General features: G+C 33.1%; 14 protein-coding genes. 11 read left to right on the plus strand and 3 right to left on the minus strand.

What is annotated here, in order from left to right; genetic code table 11:
* Positions 1-199: 199 nt before the first annotated feature.
* The 3 genes from ABD730_RS05360 to amaB form a co-directional block, all read right to left on the minus strand.
* A complete protein-coding gene (locus tag ABD730_RS05360; protein WP_344713069.1) occupies positions 200-1,387 on the minus strand; it encodes a DUF1501 domain-containing protein in 1,188 nt (395 codons plus the stop codon).
* 2 nt (positions 1,388-1,389) lie between these two features.
* The gene (locus ABD730_RS05365; RefSeq protein WP_344713071.1) at positions 1,390-2,751 is read right to left on the minus strand and encodes a DUF1800 domain-containing protein; all 1,362 of its coding nucleotides are present in this window, start codon (positions 2,749-2,751) and stop codon (positions 1,390-1,392) included.
* 115 nt (positions 2,752-2,866) lie between these two features.
* Positions 2,867-4,420, minus strand: a complete 1,554-nt coding sequence (amaB, locus tag ABD730_RS05370; RefSeq protein ID WP_334468281.1) for an L-piperidine-6-carboxylate dehydrogenase — start codon at positions 4,418-4,420, stop codon at positions 2,867-2,869.
* 416 nt (positions 4,421-4,836) lie between these two features.
* Between amaB and ABD730_RS05375 the strand changes: the two genes are divergently transcribed.
* The 11 genes from ABD730_RS05375 to ABD730_RS05425 all read left to right on the plus strand — a co-directional run bounded on the left by ABD730_RS05375 (position 4,837) and on the right by ABD730_RS05425 (position 18,460).
* Positions 4,837-5,607, plus strand: coding sequence for a DUF6090 family protein (locus ABD730_RS05375; RefSeq protein ID WP_344713073.1), 771 nt, complete (start codon positions 4,837-4,839; stop codon positions 5,605-5,607).
* 19 nt (positions 5,608-5,626) lie between these two features.
* Positions 5,627-5,962, plus strand: a complete 336-nt coding sequence (locus ABD730_RS05380) for a hypothetical protein (RefSeq protein ID WP_334468286.1) — start codon at positions 5,627-5,629, stop codon at positions 5,960-5,962.
* Positions 5,962-6,699 carry a DUF6090 family protein gene (locus ABD730_RS05385; protein ID WP_334468288.1) on the plus strand — a complete coding sequence of 246 codons (738 nt, stop codon included), beginning with the start codon at positions 5,962-5,964 and terminating at the stop codon, positions 6,697-6,699. The genes ABD730_RS05380 and ABD730_RS05385 overlap by 1 nt, the downstream gene beginning before the upstream one ends.
* Positions 6,696-7,736: a DUF6090 family protein gene (locus tag ABD730_RS05390; protein ID WP_344713076.1), complete on the plus strand. Its 1,041-nt coding sequence runs from the start codon at positions 6,696-6,698 to the stop codon at positions 7,734-7,736. The genes ABD730_RS05385 and ABD730_RS05390 overlap by 4 nt, the downstream gene beginning before the upstream one ends.
* A 29-nt stretch (positions 7,737-7,765) precedes the next feature.
* On the plus strand, positions 7,766-8,512 hold the full coding sequence (locus tag ABD730_RS05395) for a DUF6090 family protein (protein ID WP_344713078.1): 747 nt from the start codon (positions 7,766-7,768) through the stop codon (positions 8,510-8,512).
* The gene (locus tag ABD730_RS05400) at positions 8,505-9,221 is read left to right on the plus strand and encodes a DUF6090 family protein (RefSeq protein ID WP_282031160.1); all 717 of its coding nucleotides are present in this window, start codon (positions 8,505-8,507) and stop codon (positions 9,219-9,221) included. The genes ABD730_RS05395 and ABD730_RS05400 overlap by 8 nt, the downstream gene beginning before the upstream one ends.
* Before the next feature lie 28 nt (positions 9,222-9,249).
* Positions 9,250-9,993, plus strand: coding sequence for a DUF6090 family protein (locus ABD730_RS05405; protein WP_418636499.1), 744 nt, complete (start codon positions 9,250-9,252; stop codon positions 9,991-9,993).
* A gap of 2 nt (positions 9,994-9,995) precedes the next feature.
* Positions 9,996-10,703 (plus strand): hypothetical protein, encoded by a 708-nt coding sequence (locus ABD730_RS05410; protein ID WP_334468296.1) that lies wholly within the window; start codon positions 9,996-9,998, stop codon positions 10,701-10,703.
* 272 nt (positions 10,704-10,975) lie between these two features.
* On the plus strand, positions 10,976-11,686 hold the full coding sequence (locus tag ABD730_RS05415) for a DUF6090 family protein (protein ID WP_334468298.1): 711 nt from the start codon (positions 10,976-10,978) through the stop codon (positions 11,684-11,686).
* A gap of 29 nt (positions 11,687-11,715) precedes the next feature.
* Positions 11,716-12,477 carry a DUF6090 family protein gene (locus ABD730_RS05420; protein WP_334468300.1) on the plus strand — a complete coding sequence of 254 codons (762 nt, stop codon included), beginning with the start codon at positions 11,716-11,718 and terminating at the stop codon, positions 12,475-12,477.
* Between the two features lie 409 nt (positions 12,478-12,886).
* Positions 12,887-18,460 (plus strand): alpha-2-macroglobulin family protein, encoded by a 5,574-nt coding sequence (locus ABD730_RS05425; RefSeq protein WP_344713085.1) that lies wholly within the window; start codon positions 12,887-12,889, stop codon positions 18,458-18,460.
* Positions 18,461-18,634 lie beyond the last annotated feature (174 nt).

Raw genomic sequence — 18,634 nt, forward strand, 5'->3', positions numbered from 1 at the left:
GATTTTTCATCCTTGTTTTTTGCGTCTTGTCGGAATAAGATTATAAACACGACAGATTATACATTTTTTTTAACCATTCATCAAAAAATTTGCTAACCATTCAATATATTACACATCTTTGTATTGCTATTAATCAATTACTAAACCTTGTTTCTATAAAGCCAAAAGCTCTAATTGAAACAAGGTTTTTTTTATGCGCTTAAATAAAGTTCAATTGTTTTTGTTGACTCGGAATAATTCCTTCTACAGAAACATCCATCCACTTCGAAAGTATTGTAGCGTAAACGGATCTAAAATCTACATTGTATTTTAAATCGCCATTAGTATCCAAATCATTTAAACTCGCCAAATCATTATAAAACCCAGCCTGCTTTAAACCCTTACCAATTACAAATACATTATTAGCAGCTCCATGATCAGTACCATTAGCTGCATTTTGTTTGACACGTCTTCCAAACTCAGAAAAGGTTAAAATCAGCGTATCTTTAAACGTATCATTTCGTTTTAAATCGCTTACAAATGCCGCTACACTTTCTGCATATTGTGACAACAATTTTGTTTGCTTATTATTTTGATTGGCATGGGTATCAAATCCTCCAAGAGACGTATAAAACACCTTCGTATCTAAATCTGAATTAATAAATTGGGCAACATTTTTGAGTTGTTTTGCAAATGCATTTTGAGGATAGGTTTCTTGAGATGTTTTTACATCTGTATGTTCAAAAATATAATTGGCAGAGGACTTGGCTTCAATCATGGTTTGATACAAATATCCTAAGTTATGTTCACTTAAATGGGTATCGTTATAATGACTTAATACATTTTTGAAATAAGGATCTTTTGCCGAATTATACAATACCCTAAAATCATTAGTGGCAATGCCATTAAAGTGTTCTCCTTTCATAGCCAAACTAAGCTGCTCATCAATTTCTATGGCATTGTAGGGTTGTTTTCCATGCTGATCTAAATAACGACCTAACCAACCACTTTGCAGGTATTCATCTGAGCCACTTGCTGTTTGCCAAATATCCATAGACCTAAAATGTGATCGCACAGGATTTGGATAACCGACATTATTAATGATAGATAATTCACCGTTATCAAACAATGCACGTAATGGACTTAAACTTGGATGAAACCCTAAATCGTCGTTTAGTTTTATAATATCTTTAGTGATTGCTAATTTTGGCCTGGCATTATAATACAAATCATTATTATGTGGAATTATGGTATTTAGCCCATCATTTCCTCCTGCCAATTGCACAATAACCAAACGCTTATATCCCAAACGTTCTGAAGCTACAAATTCGAATGCTTTTACAAAATTAGGAACAAAAAATAAGCTGCTCGCTAGTGCGGAATTCTTAAGAAATTTTCGTCTATCCATAATTAACACATTTGATATTCTGGTAATGACATGAGCTGAACACAATACTCTTGTTTAGACACTTTACTTAGTGTTTTTAAATAGTCAGAAGTCCCTTTATTAATAGTGCCTTGCAACATATAACCTTGAAGATCTTTGGTTTCAACAGCTTCAAAATTCTCTAAAAAAGTAGTCCAATTGGGTTGGGTTTTAAACGGTAATTTACCCTTATGCTTTTTCATGAATTTCTTTTTAAATTCATCATGTTCTCCTGAAGCAATTACAGCGTTATTCAAAATTACAGAAGGTAATTTTAAACGCACCATAATGGTATTTGCATCAATCCAAGCTTTATCACCTTTCCAACCCGCCACATTTGGTGGATCTAACAGGGTTTGTCCTAGTAATTTTTGAATCTTAATAAGATCTCTTTCTTTTTCAAATGTAACAGGAACTGTATTAGTTAGGCCTACTAAATACTCTATAGGAGATTTAATTTTTGAACCCATGTTTTCGTCGTCATATAACCAATCAGACAGAAACACAAAACGCATTAGATTTTCAATATTATAATCTTTATAAAACACCTCAACCATAGCCTGGATATGCTTTTTATTCGGCTTTGGATTTACAAAATAACGGTAGATTTTATCTGAAATAAACACGGCACATTGTTTATTTTCGAGAATTATATCGATAATATCGTCGCCTGAAAAATTCCCCGTTTTCCCAAAAAAGGTTTTTAGACCTTCATCGTGTCGTCGTTTAGCTAATACAAAGTTTCCATCAAAATCATGATTATATCCTGTAAAGGCACGAGCACTTTCTTTAATATCTGTTTCAGAATAGTGTCCTTCACCTAATGTAAACAACTCCATTAATTCGCGGGCAAAATTCTCATTTGGTTTTGCTTTTCTATTTTGATTACCATTTAAGTATTTAAGCATGGCTGCCTCTTTTGAAATGGCTTTCACAAACGCTTTAAAATCACCGAGAGCGTGTACTCTTAATGTATTATTAAACTGCTGAGCATAAACCACATTATTAGACTTACATACAAAATGATTCGCCCAAAACAAGGTCATTTTCTCTCTTAAAAGTTCTTTAGGTTGTGCTAATTGATGTATCCAAGCGTAATTAAGATCTCTAAGTTTTTTTCTGCTTTTGTCTCTTATATCTTTAGCAAATTCAGGATTGTCTTTTATTTTTTTTATCGTCACACCTTCCATAAAAGATAAATCTAATTGTAGTGGTGTTGATGATTTGGAGTCGGTAAAAAGTTGCTCTACGACATCGTTTCTTCTTTTAGGCAAAGCATGCATGGTTTCAGGATGAATTCCAAAGCCTGCTCGCCAATATAAATGCTGTAATTCTTTTAGTGCCATATTACTTAGACTCTTATAATTATAAAACGTTTAAAACTAAAATTGATTGTTATTTTAAATAAAAAAAAGCCATATCTCACGATACGGCTCTCTTTTAACAATTATAAATTTAATTTTATAAATCAAACTTAATGCCTTGTGCTAATGGTAATTCATCTGAGTAGTTAACCGTATTGGTTTGTCTTCTCATATATACTTTCCATGCATCAGAACCAGACTCACGTCCACCCCCTGTTTCTTTTTCACCACCGAATGCGCCTCCAATCTCAGCACCCGACGTTCCGATGTTGACATTAGCAATACCACAGTCAGAACCAGCATAAGATAAGAACTTCTCCGCTTCTTTCATCTCGTTAGTCATAATGGCTGATGATAAACCTTGAGCCACACCATTTTGCATCTCTATCGCATTTTCAACCTCACCAGAATACTTCATTAAGTATAATATTGGAGCAAATGTTTCGTGTTGTACAATTTCAAAATGATTTTCAGCTTCGATGATTGCTGGTTTAACGTAACAACCACTTTCATAACCTTCACCTTCTAAAACACCACCTTCAACTAATACATTTCCGCCTTCAGCTTTTGCTTTTTCAATCGCCGCTAAATAGGTATTAACTGACTCTTTATCGATTAATGGTCCAACGTGATTGTTTTCATCCAATGGATTTCCAATTTTAATCTGTCCGTAAGCCCCAACAATAGCGTCTCTTACTTTATCGTAAACCGATTCGTGAATAATTAATCGGCGTGTCGATGTACAACGCTGACCACAAGTACCCACAGCACCAAACACAGCACCAGGAACCACCACTTTTAAATCGGCAGTTGGTGTAATAATAATAGCATTGTTTCCACCTAATTCTAATAACGACTTACCAAAACGTTCTGCTACTGTTTTACCAACAATACGTCCCATTCTTGTAGAACCTGTAGCAGATACTAAAGGAATTCTATGGTCTGTAGTCATCATTTCACCTACTTTGTAGTCTCCATTAATGATACAAGAAATACCTTCTGGTAAGTTATTTTCTTTTAGAATATCCGCAATAATATTCTGACAAGCTATTGAGCATAACAATGATTTTTCAGAGGCCTTCCAAACACAAACATCACCACAAATCCAAGCTAAAGCGGTATTCCAAGCCCAAACAGCCACTGGAAAGTTAAATGCCGAAATAATACCAACCACACCAATTGGGTGCCATTGTTCTCTCATCACGTGACCAGGACGTTCTGAAGGAATGGTTTGTCCGTTTAATTGACGTGATAAACCAACAGCAAAATCACAGATATCAATCATTTCTTGAACCTCACCGTAACCTTCTTGCAAGGATTTACCCATTTCATAAGACACTAATTTCCCTAAAGGTTCTTTTAAGTCTCTTAATTTATTACCAAACTGACGTACAATTTCGCCACGTTGTGGTGCTGGTACATCTCTCCACGTTTTAAATGCGCTAGTGGCAGCATCCATAACTTTGTCGTAGTCTGCTCTTGTGGTTGTTTTTACTTTTCCTATTAATTTGCCATCTACAGGAGAGTAAGATTCTATAATTTCTCCATTAGAAAAATTATTTGAACCTGTAGAAGATCCTTCATTTATATCTTTTACGCCTAATTGTTTTAAGGCTTCTTTAATTCCGAAATCGGTAGCTACTGCTTCCATATTTGCTTATTTTTTATGAATTATTAAAATTTTATGCGAAGTTACTAATAAAATATCAGCTTTTCTCATAGCAACCATGTCAAAAAAGAGAACACTAAAGCGCTTTAAAATTTTATCTCTTAAAAGTGTACGCTACTTTAAATAAAGCCAAGAAATCCTATTTTTTTAAAGATTAAAATCAAATGTAAAGGCATTATTTGTAACAATTTAATATATTTATACACAAATAGTTAACCAACCTCAACTACAACCATTGACCTAATTTACTTTCAACCTAAAGAAAGTAAATGAATACACTATTGCGCCAATTTAGGCATTATCGCAACACAATTTTGATTTTTTCAAAATCAAATGTCCTGTGGGCATTTGGTGACGATAGTCGTTTACGGACTTTTTATGAATCTAACGTATAGTTTATGATTACGATTTTTAGAAAAATCCGTCAAAATTTAGTATCCGATAACAAATTTTCGAAATACCTCATCTATGCTATTGGCGAAATTATCCTTGTGGTTGTCGGTATTCTTATTGCCTTACAGATTAACAACACTAGTAATTTCAATGAACAAAGAAAACTAGAACAAGAATATCTAACTTCTCTTCAATCAGAATTTAAAACAAATTTGACTAAAATAAACACGGCTATTCAAGAAAATGAACATCGCGTACAAACTCTAGAAAAGCTTTTGACCTTATTTGACAAAAAGGTGCTAGACACAGTCAGTGAACAGACAGTTTCTCATTTGCTGGCACCAATCTTTGGAAGTCATATAAATTATGCTCCTTCAACAGGAGTATTAAGTGATATTATAAGTTCTGGCAAGCTCAGCCTTATTTTGAATAAAGATTTACGACAACACTTAGCCTCCTTTGAAAGTTCATTAGACATATTAAGTACTCAGTTAAATGATGCAGATTTTACCGATAAAAAATTACAAAGTCTTTTTTTTAAATCAGGAAGCGCTCGCACTATTGTTACCGATATACAAATGATTGATTTCGAGTTTCATTCTATTTCTGAAAAAACTAATAACAAATTAATATTCAGTTCTGTTGAATTTGAAAATTATCTATTGGATTATTATCTGTTGGCTAAAACCACAAATGGACCTCGTTTATTTGGCGGCATAAAGGAACAAATAGAAACCATTCTAGATGTAATTGAACAAGAATTGAAAACGCATTAACGCTATTAAATAAAACATCGTGAAAAAGAGAAAGCCAGACTGGACCAAAACCGAATTACAGATTTACATTATGCTACTCTGTGCCAATGCAGATAAAAAAGAAACTGAGGAAGAATTAGAAATGATACAAAACAGTACATCCAAAATCACCTTTCTTAAAATGTATAAAAAATTCCATAAGCACTCTAAAGGTAAACGCTTAGACAAAATTGAAAAAGTGATTCATAATCATGATTACAGCCAAATGGAACTTGCCGCTTTTAGAAGAGAGATGTATAAAATTTTCTTTTCGGACAGTAAGTTTAGTATGCTAGAAGAGCGATTGGACATGACTTTAGATAATATTTTATACTAATGATTAAATTTTTTAGAAAAATAAGATTCAATCTCTTAAAATCAGGCAAAACATCTAAATATTTAAAATACGCCATTGGCGAAATTGTGCTTGTGGTTATTGGGATTCTTATCGCACTACAGATTAACAATTGGAATCAAGAAAGACAGCTGCAAAATGAAGAAAAAATTATCCTAAAAAATATACACACTGAATTTTTAGAAAATAAAGTTGCTTTAAAATTAGGTGTTGAAGAAAACAATCAAGGTTGCAAAGCTTCCATAGCGTTAATGAATCTTGTTGGACAAAAAAGAGAACATATCCTACAACACAATTTGGATAGTTTGATGTATGTAATGCTAGAAACCGGTTCATTCAGACCTTCAGAAAATACAATTTCAGACTTATTACAGTCAGGTAAATTACAGTTATTACAAAATGAAGATTTAAAAAATTTACTTTATAAATGGACAAGAACCCTAAAGAAAACTGATGTCAGTTATAGTAGAGTTGAATTAAAAATTGATAATGAATTAATTCCTTATTTATCAAAACATTATTCCATGAAAGATATCGATACGCATGGCGTGTTACAATGGAAAAGCAAAACCTTACTAAACATAGACAAGCTTTATATATTCGAAGACATACAATTTGAAAACATTATGGATGATTATTTATACAGGGTAAAATCGGCTAGCAATAACCTGAAGCAGTTAGAAATAATTATTGATGCCATAATTAAAGAAACAGAATGATAAAATTCTTTAGAAAAATTAGACAAAATTTACTCGCAGAAGATAAAACTGACAAATACTTTAAATACGCCATTGGCGAAATATTCCTTGTAGTTATTGGAATTCTCATTGCGGTAGGTATTAACAGTTTTTATAATGCGTCCCAAAATGAAGCAAAGATAAAAACCATCCTTACTCAGGTTCAGCAAGATTTAAAAACAGACATTATAGATGCCAAACGTATTTATAATGTTTATATCGGAAAAGATTCACTGTTTCAAAAAATAATGAATGATTCCATCACTTTTGAGATGTATAAAAAGAACCCGTACCCTTTGCCAATTACTGGAAATTATGTCTCTTTTAGTAATAAAAAAAGCGGTTACAATCGATTATTAAATAACCTGGAAAATTTACCCGAAAAATATAATTATCTCATTCCTTATTTGAATAATCTACACGTTGAAATTCAAAACGAGATCGACGATTACAACACCTTTATTAAAAACACAGTGATGATAGATGGTCGTAAAGACCTAATGGTAAACCCAAAAATTGCCGACTACAGTATGGGAAGATATCTTGATGAGGCGATGGCCTATTATTTTAACGACCCATTTCTAAAAAACAAATCGTCAATATACATGAACGATTTAGGAAACATCTCTAATGCCGCTAACGAATATAGAGTTGAGAGTATCATACTCTATAAAAAAATAGATTCCTTATTGGATAAAACATCTACTGAATATAATGAACCGTTTATGCTATGCCCTAAAAAAGAAAGCATAAAAGATTTTTTAGGCGATTACAAAGGTGCTTCAGCAGTACTTGGTGTAACAGTATCTGTTAGTATGGAAAATGAACGATTAGTATTGAAATCACCAGTTATGCCAGACGTAAAGCTATACTGGCATGAGGGCGATTATTATTTTATTAAAGAAGCTAGTGTTATTGTTAAATTGTATAAAAACAAGCAAAACCAGGCTATTATTGAATTTAGTGGCTTTGGAGGGAATGATAGATTTATAAAAAACAAACAAGAGACTTCTAACTAAAAAGATTCCTGGTTACTCGGGAAATAACTATGATAAAATTCTTCCGCAAAATCCGCCAAAACCTTTTAAACGAAGGTAAAACCAGCAAATACTTTAAATACGCCATTGGCGAAATTGTGCTTGTGGTTATTGGTATTCTCATTGCGTTACAAATTAGTAATTGGAATGAAAATCGAAAAATAAATAATCAAGAAACTGTTTATTTACAAGACCTAAAAAATGATTTCACTTTTGATATAGAAACGCTTAATGCAAGAGTTGCAATAAATAATGTAATAGTACATAATATTGATACGATCATAACACTTATTTCCTCAAAAAAAACATTTACCCAACAAGATGAATTGCTACTTGCAAACATGACGTCAAAACTATTTGGTGAATCTTATTTTATTCCCGAAAAAGGAACTATCAATCAAATACAAGCTAGTAGTTCTGGTAGCTTTATAAAAAACAAAAAATTACGAGATCTTATATTTAGATATTATTCTAATGCTGAAAGAATTGAGAAAAACATGGAACAAAGTATTCAAATTTATCAGCATCAAATTATTACTCCCACATTATTACATCCTGCGATAGCGAAAAAGAGCATGAATATAAATGCAGTAGTGTCTTCATTAGATATGTCTCAGTTGATAAAAGATAATGATTACTTAAATGCATTAACGCTAAAATCTATCGGCACTCAAAACCAAAATAGAGAGTACTTAAAAATTGTAAAAAAGGCACAACAAATCTTAACCATTATTAATACCGAGCTGAGTAATGATTAAATTCTTCCGAAAAATTCGTCAAAACCTTTTAAACGAAGGTAAAACCAGCAAATACTTTAAATACGCCATTGGCGAAATATTCCTCGTGGTTATTGGAATTTTAATTGCACTGCAACTTAATGATTGGAATGATGCACGAAAGAATCAAAACTACGAACAAGAAATTTTACTATTAATTAATCAAAATTTAGAAAATGACTCCATTGTTTTAACCGATAGATTAAAAAAGTCAAAGCAAGCCAATATATTAACAGATCAACTACTAGAGCAAGTGGCTTTGGGAAATTATGGTGACAGCTTAAATTATTGGATGGGGAAAATCATATGTTTTGAAAGGTTTAAATCTCAATCTAGTGCCTTTGAAGTCTTAAAATCAAAAGGAATAGAAACCATTTCCAATAATGAACTTCAATTAGCATTAATTTCATATTACGACGAAGTATTATACAATGTTTATCAAGCATTTAATGATGTAGAAACCTCATTTAAAGCAGATTGGCATCCCGTAATAAAACAAGAATTTTCAGATTTTAAGTGGCGCGAGTATTGTAAACCTACGGATTCAAAAGCCTTTTTTGAGACTCCATCTAACCTTACATTTTTTAAACTTTATAAAGATAATAGACTTGGTAACGTGACTAATATAGAGCTGGCATTAGAAAAAATATCAGAAATAAAAAAGCTTTCTAAAACAACTAAAAATGATTAAAATTTTTAGAAACATCCGCAAAAACCTCATTATGGAAAACAAAACATCCAAATACTTCAAATACGCCATAGGCGAAATTGTGCTTGTGGTTATTGGAATTCTCATAGCATTGCAAATTAATAATTGGAATGAAAACAGAAAGAATAGTCAATACGAACAAAACTATCTGCAAAGAATTCTAAAGGATTTACACAAAGACCAAACTGAACTAGAGATGCATTTGAATAAAGACACGCTAAAACTGGATGCATTTACTCAGATGATGCGTATGATAAGAACAAATTCAATTACATCAAATCAACAAGCTTTCTTAGGAGCTTTAAACAGCGTTCAGGGGGCCAACTGGTTTGAAGGAAATGACGTAGTATTCAGCGAAATGAAATTTTCTGGTAAGCTAGCACTAATAACTTCAGAGGAATTAAGAGAAAGCATACAAAACTATTATAAGCATGTCGAAGAAGTTATAAAACAAGAAAACACCTACATTTCCTTACAAACAAGTGCATATTACAGGCTGAATGATTATACGGATAATGCCTTTTTAAGGGAGGCTTCTATGGCACCTAGATGGAATTCAAATACTAACGCGATTACTTATGAAGATATCATTCACTTTTTTGATAATCTAAATGAAGATCAAAAAAAAGAAGCACTTAAAGATTTTACAATACTAAAAGAGAATATTTTGTTTTCTAACAAAGTTAGAGTTACCCATTACGAAAAAGGTAAAGCAACAATTAAACTCATAAATGATTATTTAGAAAAGATTTAAACATGATTAAATTCTTTAGAAAAATACGACAGCAATTACTCTCTGAAAACAAATTCAGTAAATATCTAATTTATGCCATTGGAGAAATAGTACTAGTCATAATAGGAATTCTAATTGCATTAGCTATTAACGAAAATGCAAAAGACAAAAACAACTTAGAATTACGCGATTTATATATCATTCAGTTAGAAGATGAAGCCAACCGCAACATAGAACGATTAAATGCGCTTAAAGATTTTACAATAGAAATGCTTAAAGAAGTTGATACTTTAAGTTACATATTATACACCCAAGACTACGATAACCCAAAATTACCACCAAAAGCATTTCGACTAATGGATACAGACTACTTTAACCCATCAACAATAACCTATGAAAATTTGAAATTTTCTGGCGACCTAAAATTGTTTAATGATTTAAACTTGCGTAACTCTATATCTAAACCTTATGAAACATTTAATGATATAAAAGTCAGTGAAAATTTAGATTTTGAAGGATTTAATAATTATTACACTGATTTTTTAGTTAAAAAAGTTAGCTTTTTTGAAATGCAGTTAACCGCAAAAAGTTATGCCAAAGAAATCCATTTTCAGAATTATATTTTAGCAAGACGAACCTCTTTAAATCTAAATAAAGAAGCCTATGAACGTTCCATAGAATCCTTAAAAAAACTAAAGTCCATTTTTGCAGAATTAAAAGATGATAATTAGATAACAAAAGCACAACAATGTAAATCATATTCATGCTGTAAGGCTTAACACCAATTACTAACCAATGATAAAATTTTATAGACGCATGAAAAAAAAACTCACTAATGAAAAACAAAACACTTTGTCATTCCTGCGAAGACAGACAAACCATTAGGTTCAGCGCAGCTAATCCACAAGTAAGTCTAAACTTTAAAATGGATTCCGCATTAAGTGCGGAATGACAAGCGGAATATATTATGATTAAGTTTTTTAGAAAAATACGATACGACCTTATGGAAAAAAACAAAATAGGCAAATACCTTAAATATGCCATTGGTGAGATTGTGCTTGTAGTTCTAGGTATTTTAATTGCCTTACAACTAAACAATCTCAATGATGAACGGAAAACTGAAAATGTAAGACAAGTTTATTATAAACAATTACTACAAGATTTTGAGAATGACAAAGCATATATAGAGAAGACATCTTTAGCCATAGATTCAAATATGGTAAAAATTAGAGCCTTTAAAGACATCTATAATCAACCAAACTTACCAATAATTGAAATAGTTTCTGCAACTGGAAATTTAGATTGGCAACTTTATACTGTTCAATTCAAATCTAATACAGTAAATACGTTACAGAATACTGGTGACATCAAATTAATACCACCAACCATTAGAGAACAATTAATCCGTTTAGATAAATATAAAGAAGAAACAGAAGAGGCTTCTGAATACAATAATGGTGAAGCTGGCAAAGCGGGCTCAATGGCAGCTAATAGATATGGGAGTCCAGAATTTGCCTATAAAAACATACAAAATCAACCCAAACTACGGGAACGGGTATTTGAAGAAAAAAACTTAATTGAGCTTCTTATTACATTAGAAAGGTGCCATTATATGAAGGCTGAATCGGAAAAAGGAAGTCTTAAAAGGTTTAAGAAAATTCTATCTGATATGGAAGAAATTGAAATTCTTATTAATAAGGAATTGAAAAAATAACATACTTTATTATTAAAAATCGCTATTCAATGATAAAATTCTTTAGACGCATACGACAGCAATTACTCTCAGAAAATAAGTTTAGTAAATATTTACTTTATGCCATTGGAGAAATTATCCTCGTCGTTATTGGTATTCTTATTGCGCTTCAAATTAATAATTGGAATGAAAATAGAAAACAACAAAGACAAGAGCAAAAATTATTAGTATCATTAAAAACCGACTTATTAGAATCTAAAAATCGTTTACTAAAAACGATGTACATGCAAAAAAATGTGATTAGAAAAAGTAGCGAACTTATTAAAATGTATGAAGGTAAAATACCTCGTGCAAGTAACGACTCTATAAAGGATTTCATCATTTATGGTGCCCAAGGTTGGTATCGCGCTGAATTTTTAACAGGAGCTTACGATGCCTATATTAGTACAGGAAACGCTGAGTTATTAAGCAATAACCAACTTAGAAAAATGCTTGCCGAGTATTTTTCAATTGTAAAATTAGGATTTGAAGATCAAGACAACAGCATGAGTCTTTTAAGTAATATGCAAAATATAAGTGCTCCGGTAAATGCGCATCTAGAATTACCTTCTGCTCGAAAACAAGTGGGTTTAGACACCATTAAAAGCCCTAAAGAAAATATGGCCATTGACTTTATTTTTAAACAAGACGCCTATTTTGGCTATTTAATGAATAGAATTGCCGTTGAGCATCTTAGATATACGATCCAAGAAGAAGTGTTAAACAAAATATCACAAATAGTAGTGCTACTAAATGAAGAAATAGAAGTGTAAAATGATTAAGAATTTTTGATAAATCAGATACAATCTCTTCTAAACAGGAAAAACTGGCAAATAACTAAAATACGTCATCAGTAAAATTATCTCCCTCGTTAATGGGTTTCTCATTGCTTTATAGGTTGGCGGTTAGAAAAAAATCGTGAGCCGAATTACCTCCACATTCTTACCGTTAAAAACAGTACTCATTTTAGTATTTCTCTATGAGCAGGATTGACAAAACAATCCAATTTCACATAAACAATCTATCCCAATTTCATTAACTCATTTGAGTATAATTCTTAACTTTAAGACCAATTTAACAATTCACCTACGTCTAAAACTAAAAATTTAAGCGTACTTATTTAACAAGAAAGCACTTACCTTTGCTTGATAATCGAATCTTTTACTTAAATCCATCAACAACATGAACATCAAAAAGCACCTCGTCCTACTCCTAATTCTAGCATTTGTAAGTTCTTGTAAAAAGAAACCTGTTGAAACGGATAACATTTTTAAATTCAGAGACTATATTAGTTACACCACTTCAGGATTAGTATCTGTTGCAGATCCTATAAAAATTACGCTTTCAGATACAGTAAGCGGATGGGAAATAGATAAAACACTACCAACTGACCTTATCAAATTAACACCTCACGTTCAAGGACAATTAAAAGCCATGAACAATCATACGCTTTTGTTTACACCAGATGAATCTTTAGAACCTGCTACAGAATATACCGTAAACGTTAAATTGGGTGAAATTTATAATACCATACCAAAGGATTTTGAAGATTATACGTTTCAATTTAAAACCATTACACCAAGTTTCAATATTACCACTCAAAACCTACAATCGTATAGTAAAGAATGGCAGTATATGTTTGCGCAATTACGATCGGCTGACGTGATTTCACTTAATGAAGCTAAAAAATTAGTCGCTGCTTCCCAAAACTCAAAATCTTTAAACTTAGTATGGAATGAAGCTAATGAAACTTCAAAATTCTTCGAGTTTAAAATAGACAGTATCAACCGTTTAGTTGAAGACAGTAAAATTGATATCGCATGGGATGGCTCTGCCATAAAAGCGGACAATAAAGGCGAAAACTTTATTACTATTCCTGGAAAAAATAATTTTACGATTGTAACGACAGAAGTTGTTCAGAGTCCAGAACAATTCTTATCACTTAACTTTTCAGATCCTTTAGTAAAGCAGCAAAATTTTGCCGGATTGGTATCGCTTCAAGGTGTTAAAAACCCAAAATATATTGTTGATGGTAATGTACTAAGAGTGTATCCAGACACTAAATTGGTTGGAGATATCCAAGTCGATGTCTTTAAAGGCATTAAAAACACCGATGGTTTCAAATTAAAAAAACCGTTTTCAGAACTGGTAACTTTTGAAGAATTAAAACCTGAAGTCCGACTTATTAGCAACGGAAGTATTCTTCCAAATTCAAAAGAATTGAAATTCAATTTTGAAGCCGTTAACTTGAGTAAAGTCGATGTCAGAATCATTAAAATATTTGAAGATAACGTTCTTCAATTTTTACAAGATTACAACCTTAATAGTGGCGACCAATATGCTATTAAAAAAGTAGGTAGACGTATTGCAAAGGAGACCATCACTTTAATTCAAGAAGAAAATCAAAACACCGGAAAATGGAAAGCTTACAGTATTGATTTATCAAAATACCTTAAAGCAGATCCTGGTGCCATTTACAGAGTAGAATTAAGCTTCAAAAAAGACTATTCCCTCTATGATTGTTCATCAAACGCCGAAACGACCAGCATTGATGAAGATGATTACTACGACGATTATTACGAGGAAGATTACTACGCTTCTGAGGACCTTTCTGAGGAAGAAGAAGAGTTACGAGAAGAACGCTATTGGGACAATTTAACCTATAGCTACAGAAACACCAATTACCGTTGGAGAGATAGAGACAATCCTTGTACGGACTCTTATTTTAATTACGGCAATCGCGTGGTGTCTCAGAATTTAATCAGTTCAAATCTTGGAATTATTGCGAAACAAGGTGCGGATAACACTTATCTATTTGCGATAACAAATATTCTATCAACTAGCCCAGAAAGTGGTGCAAAAGTCACACTATACAATTACCAACAACAAGAATTAGCAAATGGCATTACCAATAAAGATGGTATTATAAAAATTGATGCTAAACACAGGGCTGCTTTTGCGATTGCGACTAAAGGTAGTAATGTGAGTTATATTAAATTACACGATGGCATGTCCTTATCACTGAGTAAATTTGATGTGTCTGGTAACCGATTACAACGTGGACTTAAAGGCTACATCTACGCAGAACGCGGTGTTTGGCGACCAGGAGATAGTTTGTTTTTAACGTTTATGTTGAATGATGTTGCAAACAAACTACCAAAACGTCATCCTGTAAAATTAGAAATCACAGATCCTGTTGGAAAATTAGTGTACAGAAAAATCTCTATAGATAACCTTAATAATTTCTATGATTTCACAGTACCAACCTCAACAGACTATAAAACCGGAAATTATAATGCGAAGGTTTCTGTTGGAGGGGCAACATTTTCTAAAGGTTTAAAAATTGAAACTGTAAAACCAAACCGATTAAAAATTAAAATCGATTTTGAAAATGATATTTTAACCAACGACAAGCCACTTCAAGGAGATTTAAATGTGACGTGGTTACACGGCGCACCGGCAAAAAATTTAAAAGCTGAAATAAAAGCAAAATTCACATCAACTTATACAAGTTTTAAAGGCTATAAAGATTACGTTTTTAACGATCCTACACGAACATTCAATTCTGAAGAAACCAATGTTTTTGAAGGTAATTTAGATGAAGAAGGTCATGCTACAATTGACTCGAAATTAAATATCGGTAAAAATGCTCCTGGTATGTTAACGGCTCAATTTTTAGTGCGAGCGTTTGAAAACGGAGGTGATTTTTCACTAGATGCTTTTACCATGCCGTATGCACCTTACGAAAGTTTTGTTGGGTTACAATCACCAAAAGGCAACAATTATGGTTCATTCTTTACAGATGAAAATCACACATTTGATGTGGCTACAGTTACAGCTGAAGGACAACCTATTCAACGTAAAAATCTAGAAGTAAAGGTTTATAAAGTCGAATGGCGTTGGTGGTGGAATTCCTCTTACGATAACTTATCGAGTTACGTATCGAGCAATTATCACAGACCTGTGCAATCCTTTTCTGTGAATACAGATGCTAATGGAAAAGCAAATTTCAAACTAAAAATCCCAGAAGACGAACGCGGACGCTACTTAATTAGAGTGGTAGATCCTGTAAGCGGACATGCCACAGGAAGAACGGCTTATTTCTATAAAAACTGGTGGTCATCAAATCCTTCGAACGATAAGGAAGCGGCTAAAATGTTAGTGTTTTCAACCGATAAAGAAAATTATAATGTTGGTGACACGGCAAAATTAACCGTCCCTTCAGGATCTGAAGGTCGGGCTTTAGTAAGTATAGAAAATGGTTCTGAAGTGCTACAACACCAATGGGTAAAAACCAAGCCAGGCGAAACTACCATTGATATTCCTGTAACTTCAGCAATGGCACCAAATGTGTTTATTAATATTTCGTTATTGCAACCGCATGCTATTACCTCTAACGATTTACCAATTCGTTTGTATGGTGTGATTCCTATGATGGTTGAGGATCCTTCGACAAAATTAGAGCCACAAATTAAAATGCCAGATGTGATTCAGCCGGAGCAATCTTACGAGATAAAAGTATCTGAAAAGCATAACAAATCTATGACCTATACTATTGCCGTTGTAGAAGAAGGCTTGTTAGATTTAACGCGTTTTAAAACACCAAATGCTTGGGATAGTTTCTATGCACGTGAAGCTTTAGGTGTAAAAACTTGGGATATTTTTGATGATGTTATTGGAGCGTATTCAGGAAGTATTGACCAAGTCTTCGCTATCGGAGGAGATGGAAGTGCTGCTGGTGGAAAAAACAAGAAAGCCAACCGTTTTAAACCTGTGGTGACGTATTTAGGGCCTTTCCTTTTAGATAAAGGACAAACAAAAACGCATCAGCTAAAAATGCCAAATTATATTGGTGCTGTTCGAGCTATGGTTGTAGCAGGTAATAATGCCACAGAAGCTTATGGAAGTGCCGAGAAATCGGTTCAGGTTAAAACACCATTAATGGTGTTAGCGACTTTACCACGCAAATTGAGTCCTGGTGAAAAAGTAACACTTCCTGTGACGGTTTTTGCCATGGAAGATAAAGTGAAAAACGTCAACCTAACCTTAAAATTAAGTGATGGTATTGTCGTAAAAGGCGACGCTTCACAATCGATAAGATTCGATAAACCAGATGAAAAAATGGTGTATTTTGAATTGGACGTTACCAAAGCAAAAGGCATCAATACCATTGAAGTCATCGCTACAGGAAACGGAGAAAAATCAACCTATAAAGTTGAAATTGATGTAGAGAATCCTAATCCGTTTACATCGCGTGTTATTGATAATGAATTAGAGGCGAATGCCAAACAAACAATAGATATCACAACCTTTGGTGTTGTAGGAACAAATTCAGCAACGGTAGAATTTTCAACCTTACCACCAATGGACTTTACAGGTAGATTGCAATATTTAATCCGCTATCCACATGGCTGTTTAGAACAAACCACATCTGGTGTATTCCCGCAACTATTTTTAGCTGATATATTTGATTTAACGCCTCAGAAGAAAAAAGAAGTGCAAAGTAATATTGAAAATGGTATTAAACGTTTAGGCAATTTCCAACAACCTAATGGAGGCATGAGCTATTGGATGGGAGAAAACACCGCTAATGATTGGAGTACAAGTTATGCTGGCCACTTTATGATTGAAGCTGAGAAAAAAGGCTTTGTATTGCCATTAACGTTTAAGAGCAACTGGATTGCTTACCAACAACAAGCCTCTAGAAATTGGAGACCTAGTTATCGTGTTTATCATTCCGATTTGGCACAAGCCTATCGTTTATACACCTTAGCTTTAGCTGGTAGCCCAGATTTAGCAAGCATGAATAGATTGCGTGAGTTTGAAGAACTATCTAACGAAGCTAAATGGAGATTAGCAGCAGCTTATGCTTTAGCAGGACAACAAGAAGCGAGTGATGCGATTTCTAAAACAGCAAACATCAATTTCCAACCGTCTAAATCTAATTATTACACCTATGGTTCAGTAGATCGAAATAGAGCTATGGCTTTAGAAACGATGATTATTACGGGTAACCCAAAAGCTAGAGATTTAGCAAAAACCATTGCTAAAGACTTATCAAGCAATAATTGGATGAGTACACAAACAACGGCCTACAGTTTATTAGCCATGGGGAAAATGGTCGTTAAAAATGGAGGTAAAGATTTAAAACTGACTTATAGTATTAATGGTAAATCAGAAACTATAGACACTAAAAACGCTATTGCGCAACGCAGTATTCCTATTAATGATGGCACTAATCAACTTACCATTACTAACGCAAAAGACAATTTGGTTTATGTGAGAGTACTAAATTCTGGTAAATTGAAATTAGGCGAAGAATTAGCAGAACAACGTGGCTTTACTATTTCAACTGTATACAAAGATTTACAAGGCAACAAAATAGATATTAAAACGCTTCAACAAGGTCAAGATTTTGTAGCGACAGTAAGTATTTCCAATTTAACTAATGACTATGTACACGATGTGGCCTTAACGCAAATTTTCCCTTCAGGTTGGGATATTGTCAATACAAGATTTACAGCTTTTGGAGATACCACAGTAAGTCAAGCGAGATACACAGATATTAGAGATGACAGAGTGAATTTCTATTTCGATATGAATCCTAAAGGCAAACATGGTACCAAAACGTTTACCGTATTGCTGAATGCCTCTTACCTAGGCACCTATTATTTACCAGGCTCACAAGCCGAAGCCATGTATGATAATGACTATTTGGTGAGAAACAAAGGAGAATGGATTACTGTTGAGAAGTAAGTCGATGGAACGAGACCTTGCAGGTTTTAAAAACCTAGCAGGTCTGCTATGAAGAAACGTTATTGCGAGCATAGCGTGGCAATCTGTTTATCAATTACGTTACCATTTATAAGATTGCCACATCCTACGTCCTCGTAATGACAAAACAATTAAACTAAATACTCGCCGTCCGGA

The organism is Winogradskyella damuponensis (genome assembly GCF_039538385.1).
Taxonomy (GTDB): domain Bacteria; phylum Bacteroidota; class Bacteroidia; order Flavobacteriales; family Flavobacteriaceae; genus Winogradskyella; species Winogradskyella damuponensis.

Coding starts and splice junctions, on each gene's coding strand:
- ABD730_RS05360 (WP_344713069.1), bottom strand. CDS start 1,387: ATGGATAGACGAAAATTTCTTAAGAATTCCGCACTAGCGAGCAGCTTA.
- ABD730_RS05365 (WP_344713071.1), bottom strand. CDS start 2,751: ATGGCACTAAAAGAATTACAGCATTTATATTGGCGAGCAGGCTTTGGA.
- amaB (WP_334468281.1), bottom strand. CDS start 4,420: ATGGAAGCAGTAGCTACCGATTTCGGAATTAAAGAAGCCTTAAAACAA.
- ABD730_RS05375 (WP_344713073.1), top strand. CDS start 4,837: ATGATTACGATTTTTAGAAAAATCCGTCAAAATTTAGTATCCGATAAC.
- ABD730_RS05385 (WP_334468288.1), top strand. CDS start 5,962: ATGATTAAATTTTTTAGAAAAATAAGATTCAATCTCTTAAAATCAGGC.
- ABD730_RS05390 (WP_344713076.1), top strand. CDS start 6,696: ATGATAAAATTCTTTAGAAAAATTAGACAAAATTTACTCGCAGAAGAT.
- ABD730_RS05395 (WP_344713078.1), top strand. CDS start 7,766: ATGATAAAATTCTTCCGCAAAATCCGCCAAAACCTTTTAAACGAAGGT.
- ABD730_RS05400 (WP_282031160.1), top strand. CDS start 8,505: ATGATTAAATTCTTCCGAAAAATTCGTCAAAACCTTTTAAACGAAGGT.
- ABD730_RS05410 (WP_334468296.1), top strand. CDS start 9,996: ATGATTAAATTCTTTAGAAAAATACGACAGCAATTACTCTCTGAAAAC.
- ABD730_RS05415 (WP_334468298.1), top strand. CDS start 10,976: ATGGAAAAAAACAAAATAGGCAAATACCTTAAATATGCCATTGGTGAG.
- ABD730_RS05420 (WP_334468300.1), top strand. CDS start 11,716: ATGATAAAATTCTTTAGACGCATACGACAGCAATTACTCTCAGAAAAT.
- ABD730_RS05425 (WP_344713085.1), top strand. CDS start 12,887: ATGAACATCAAAAAGCACCTCGTCCTACTCCTAATTCTAGCATTTGTA.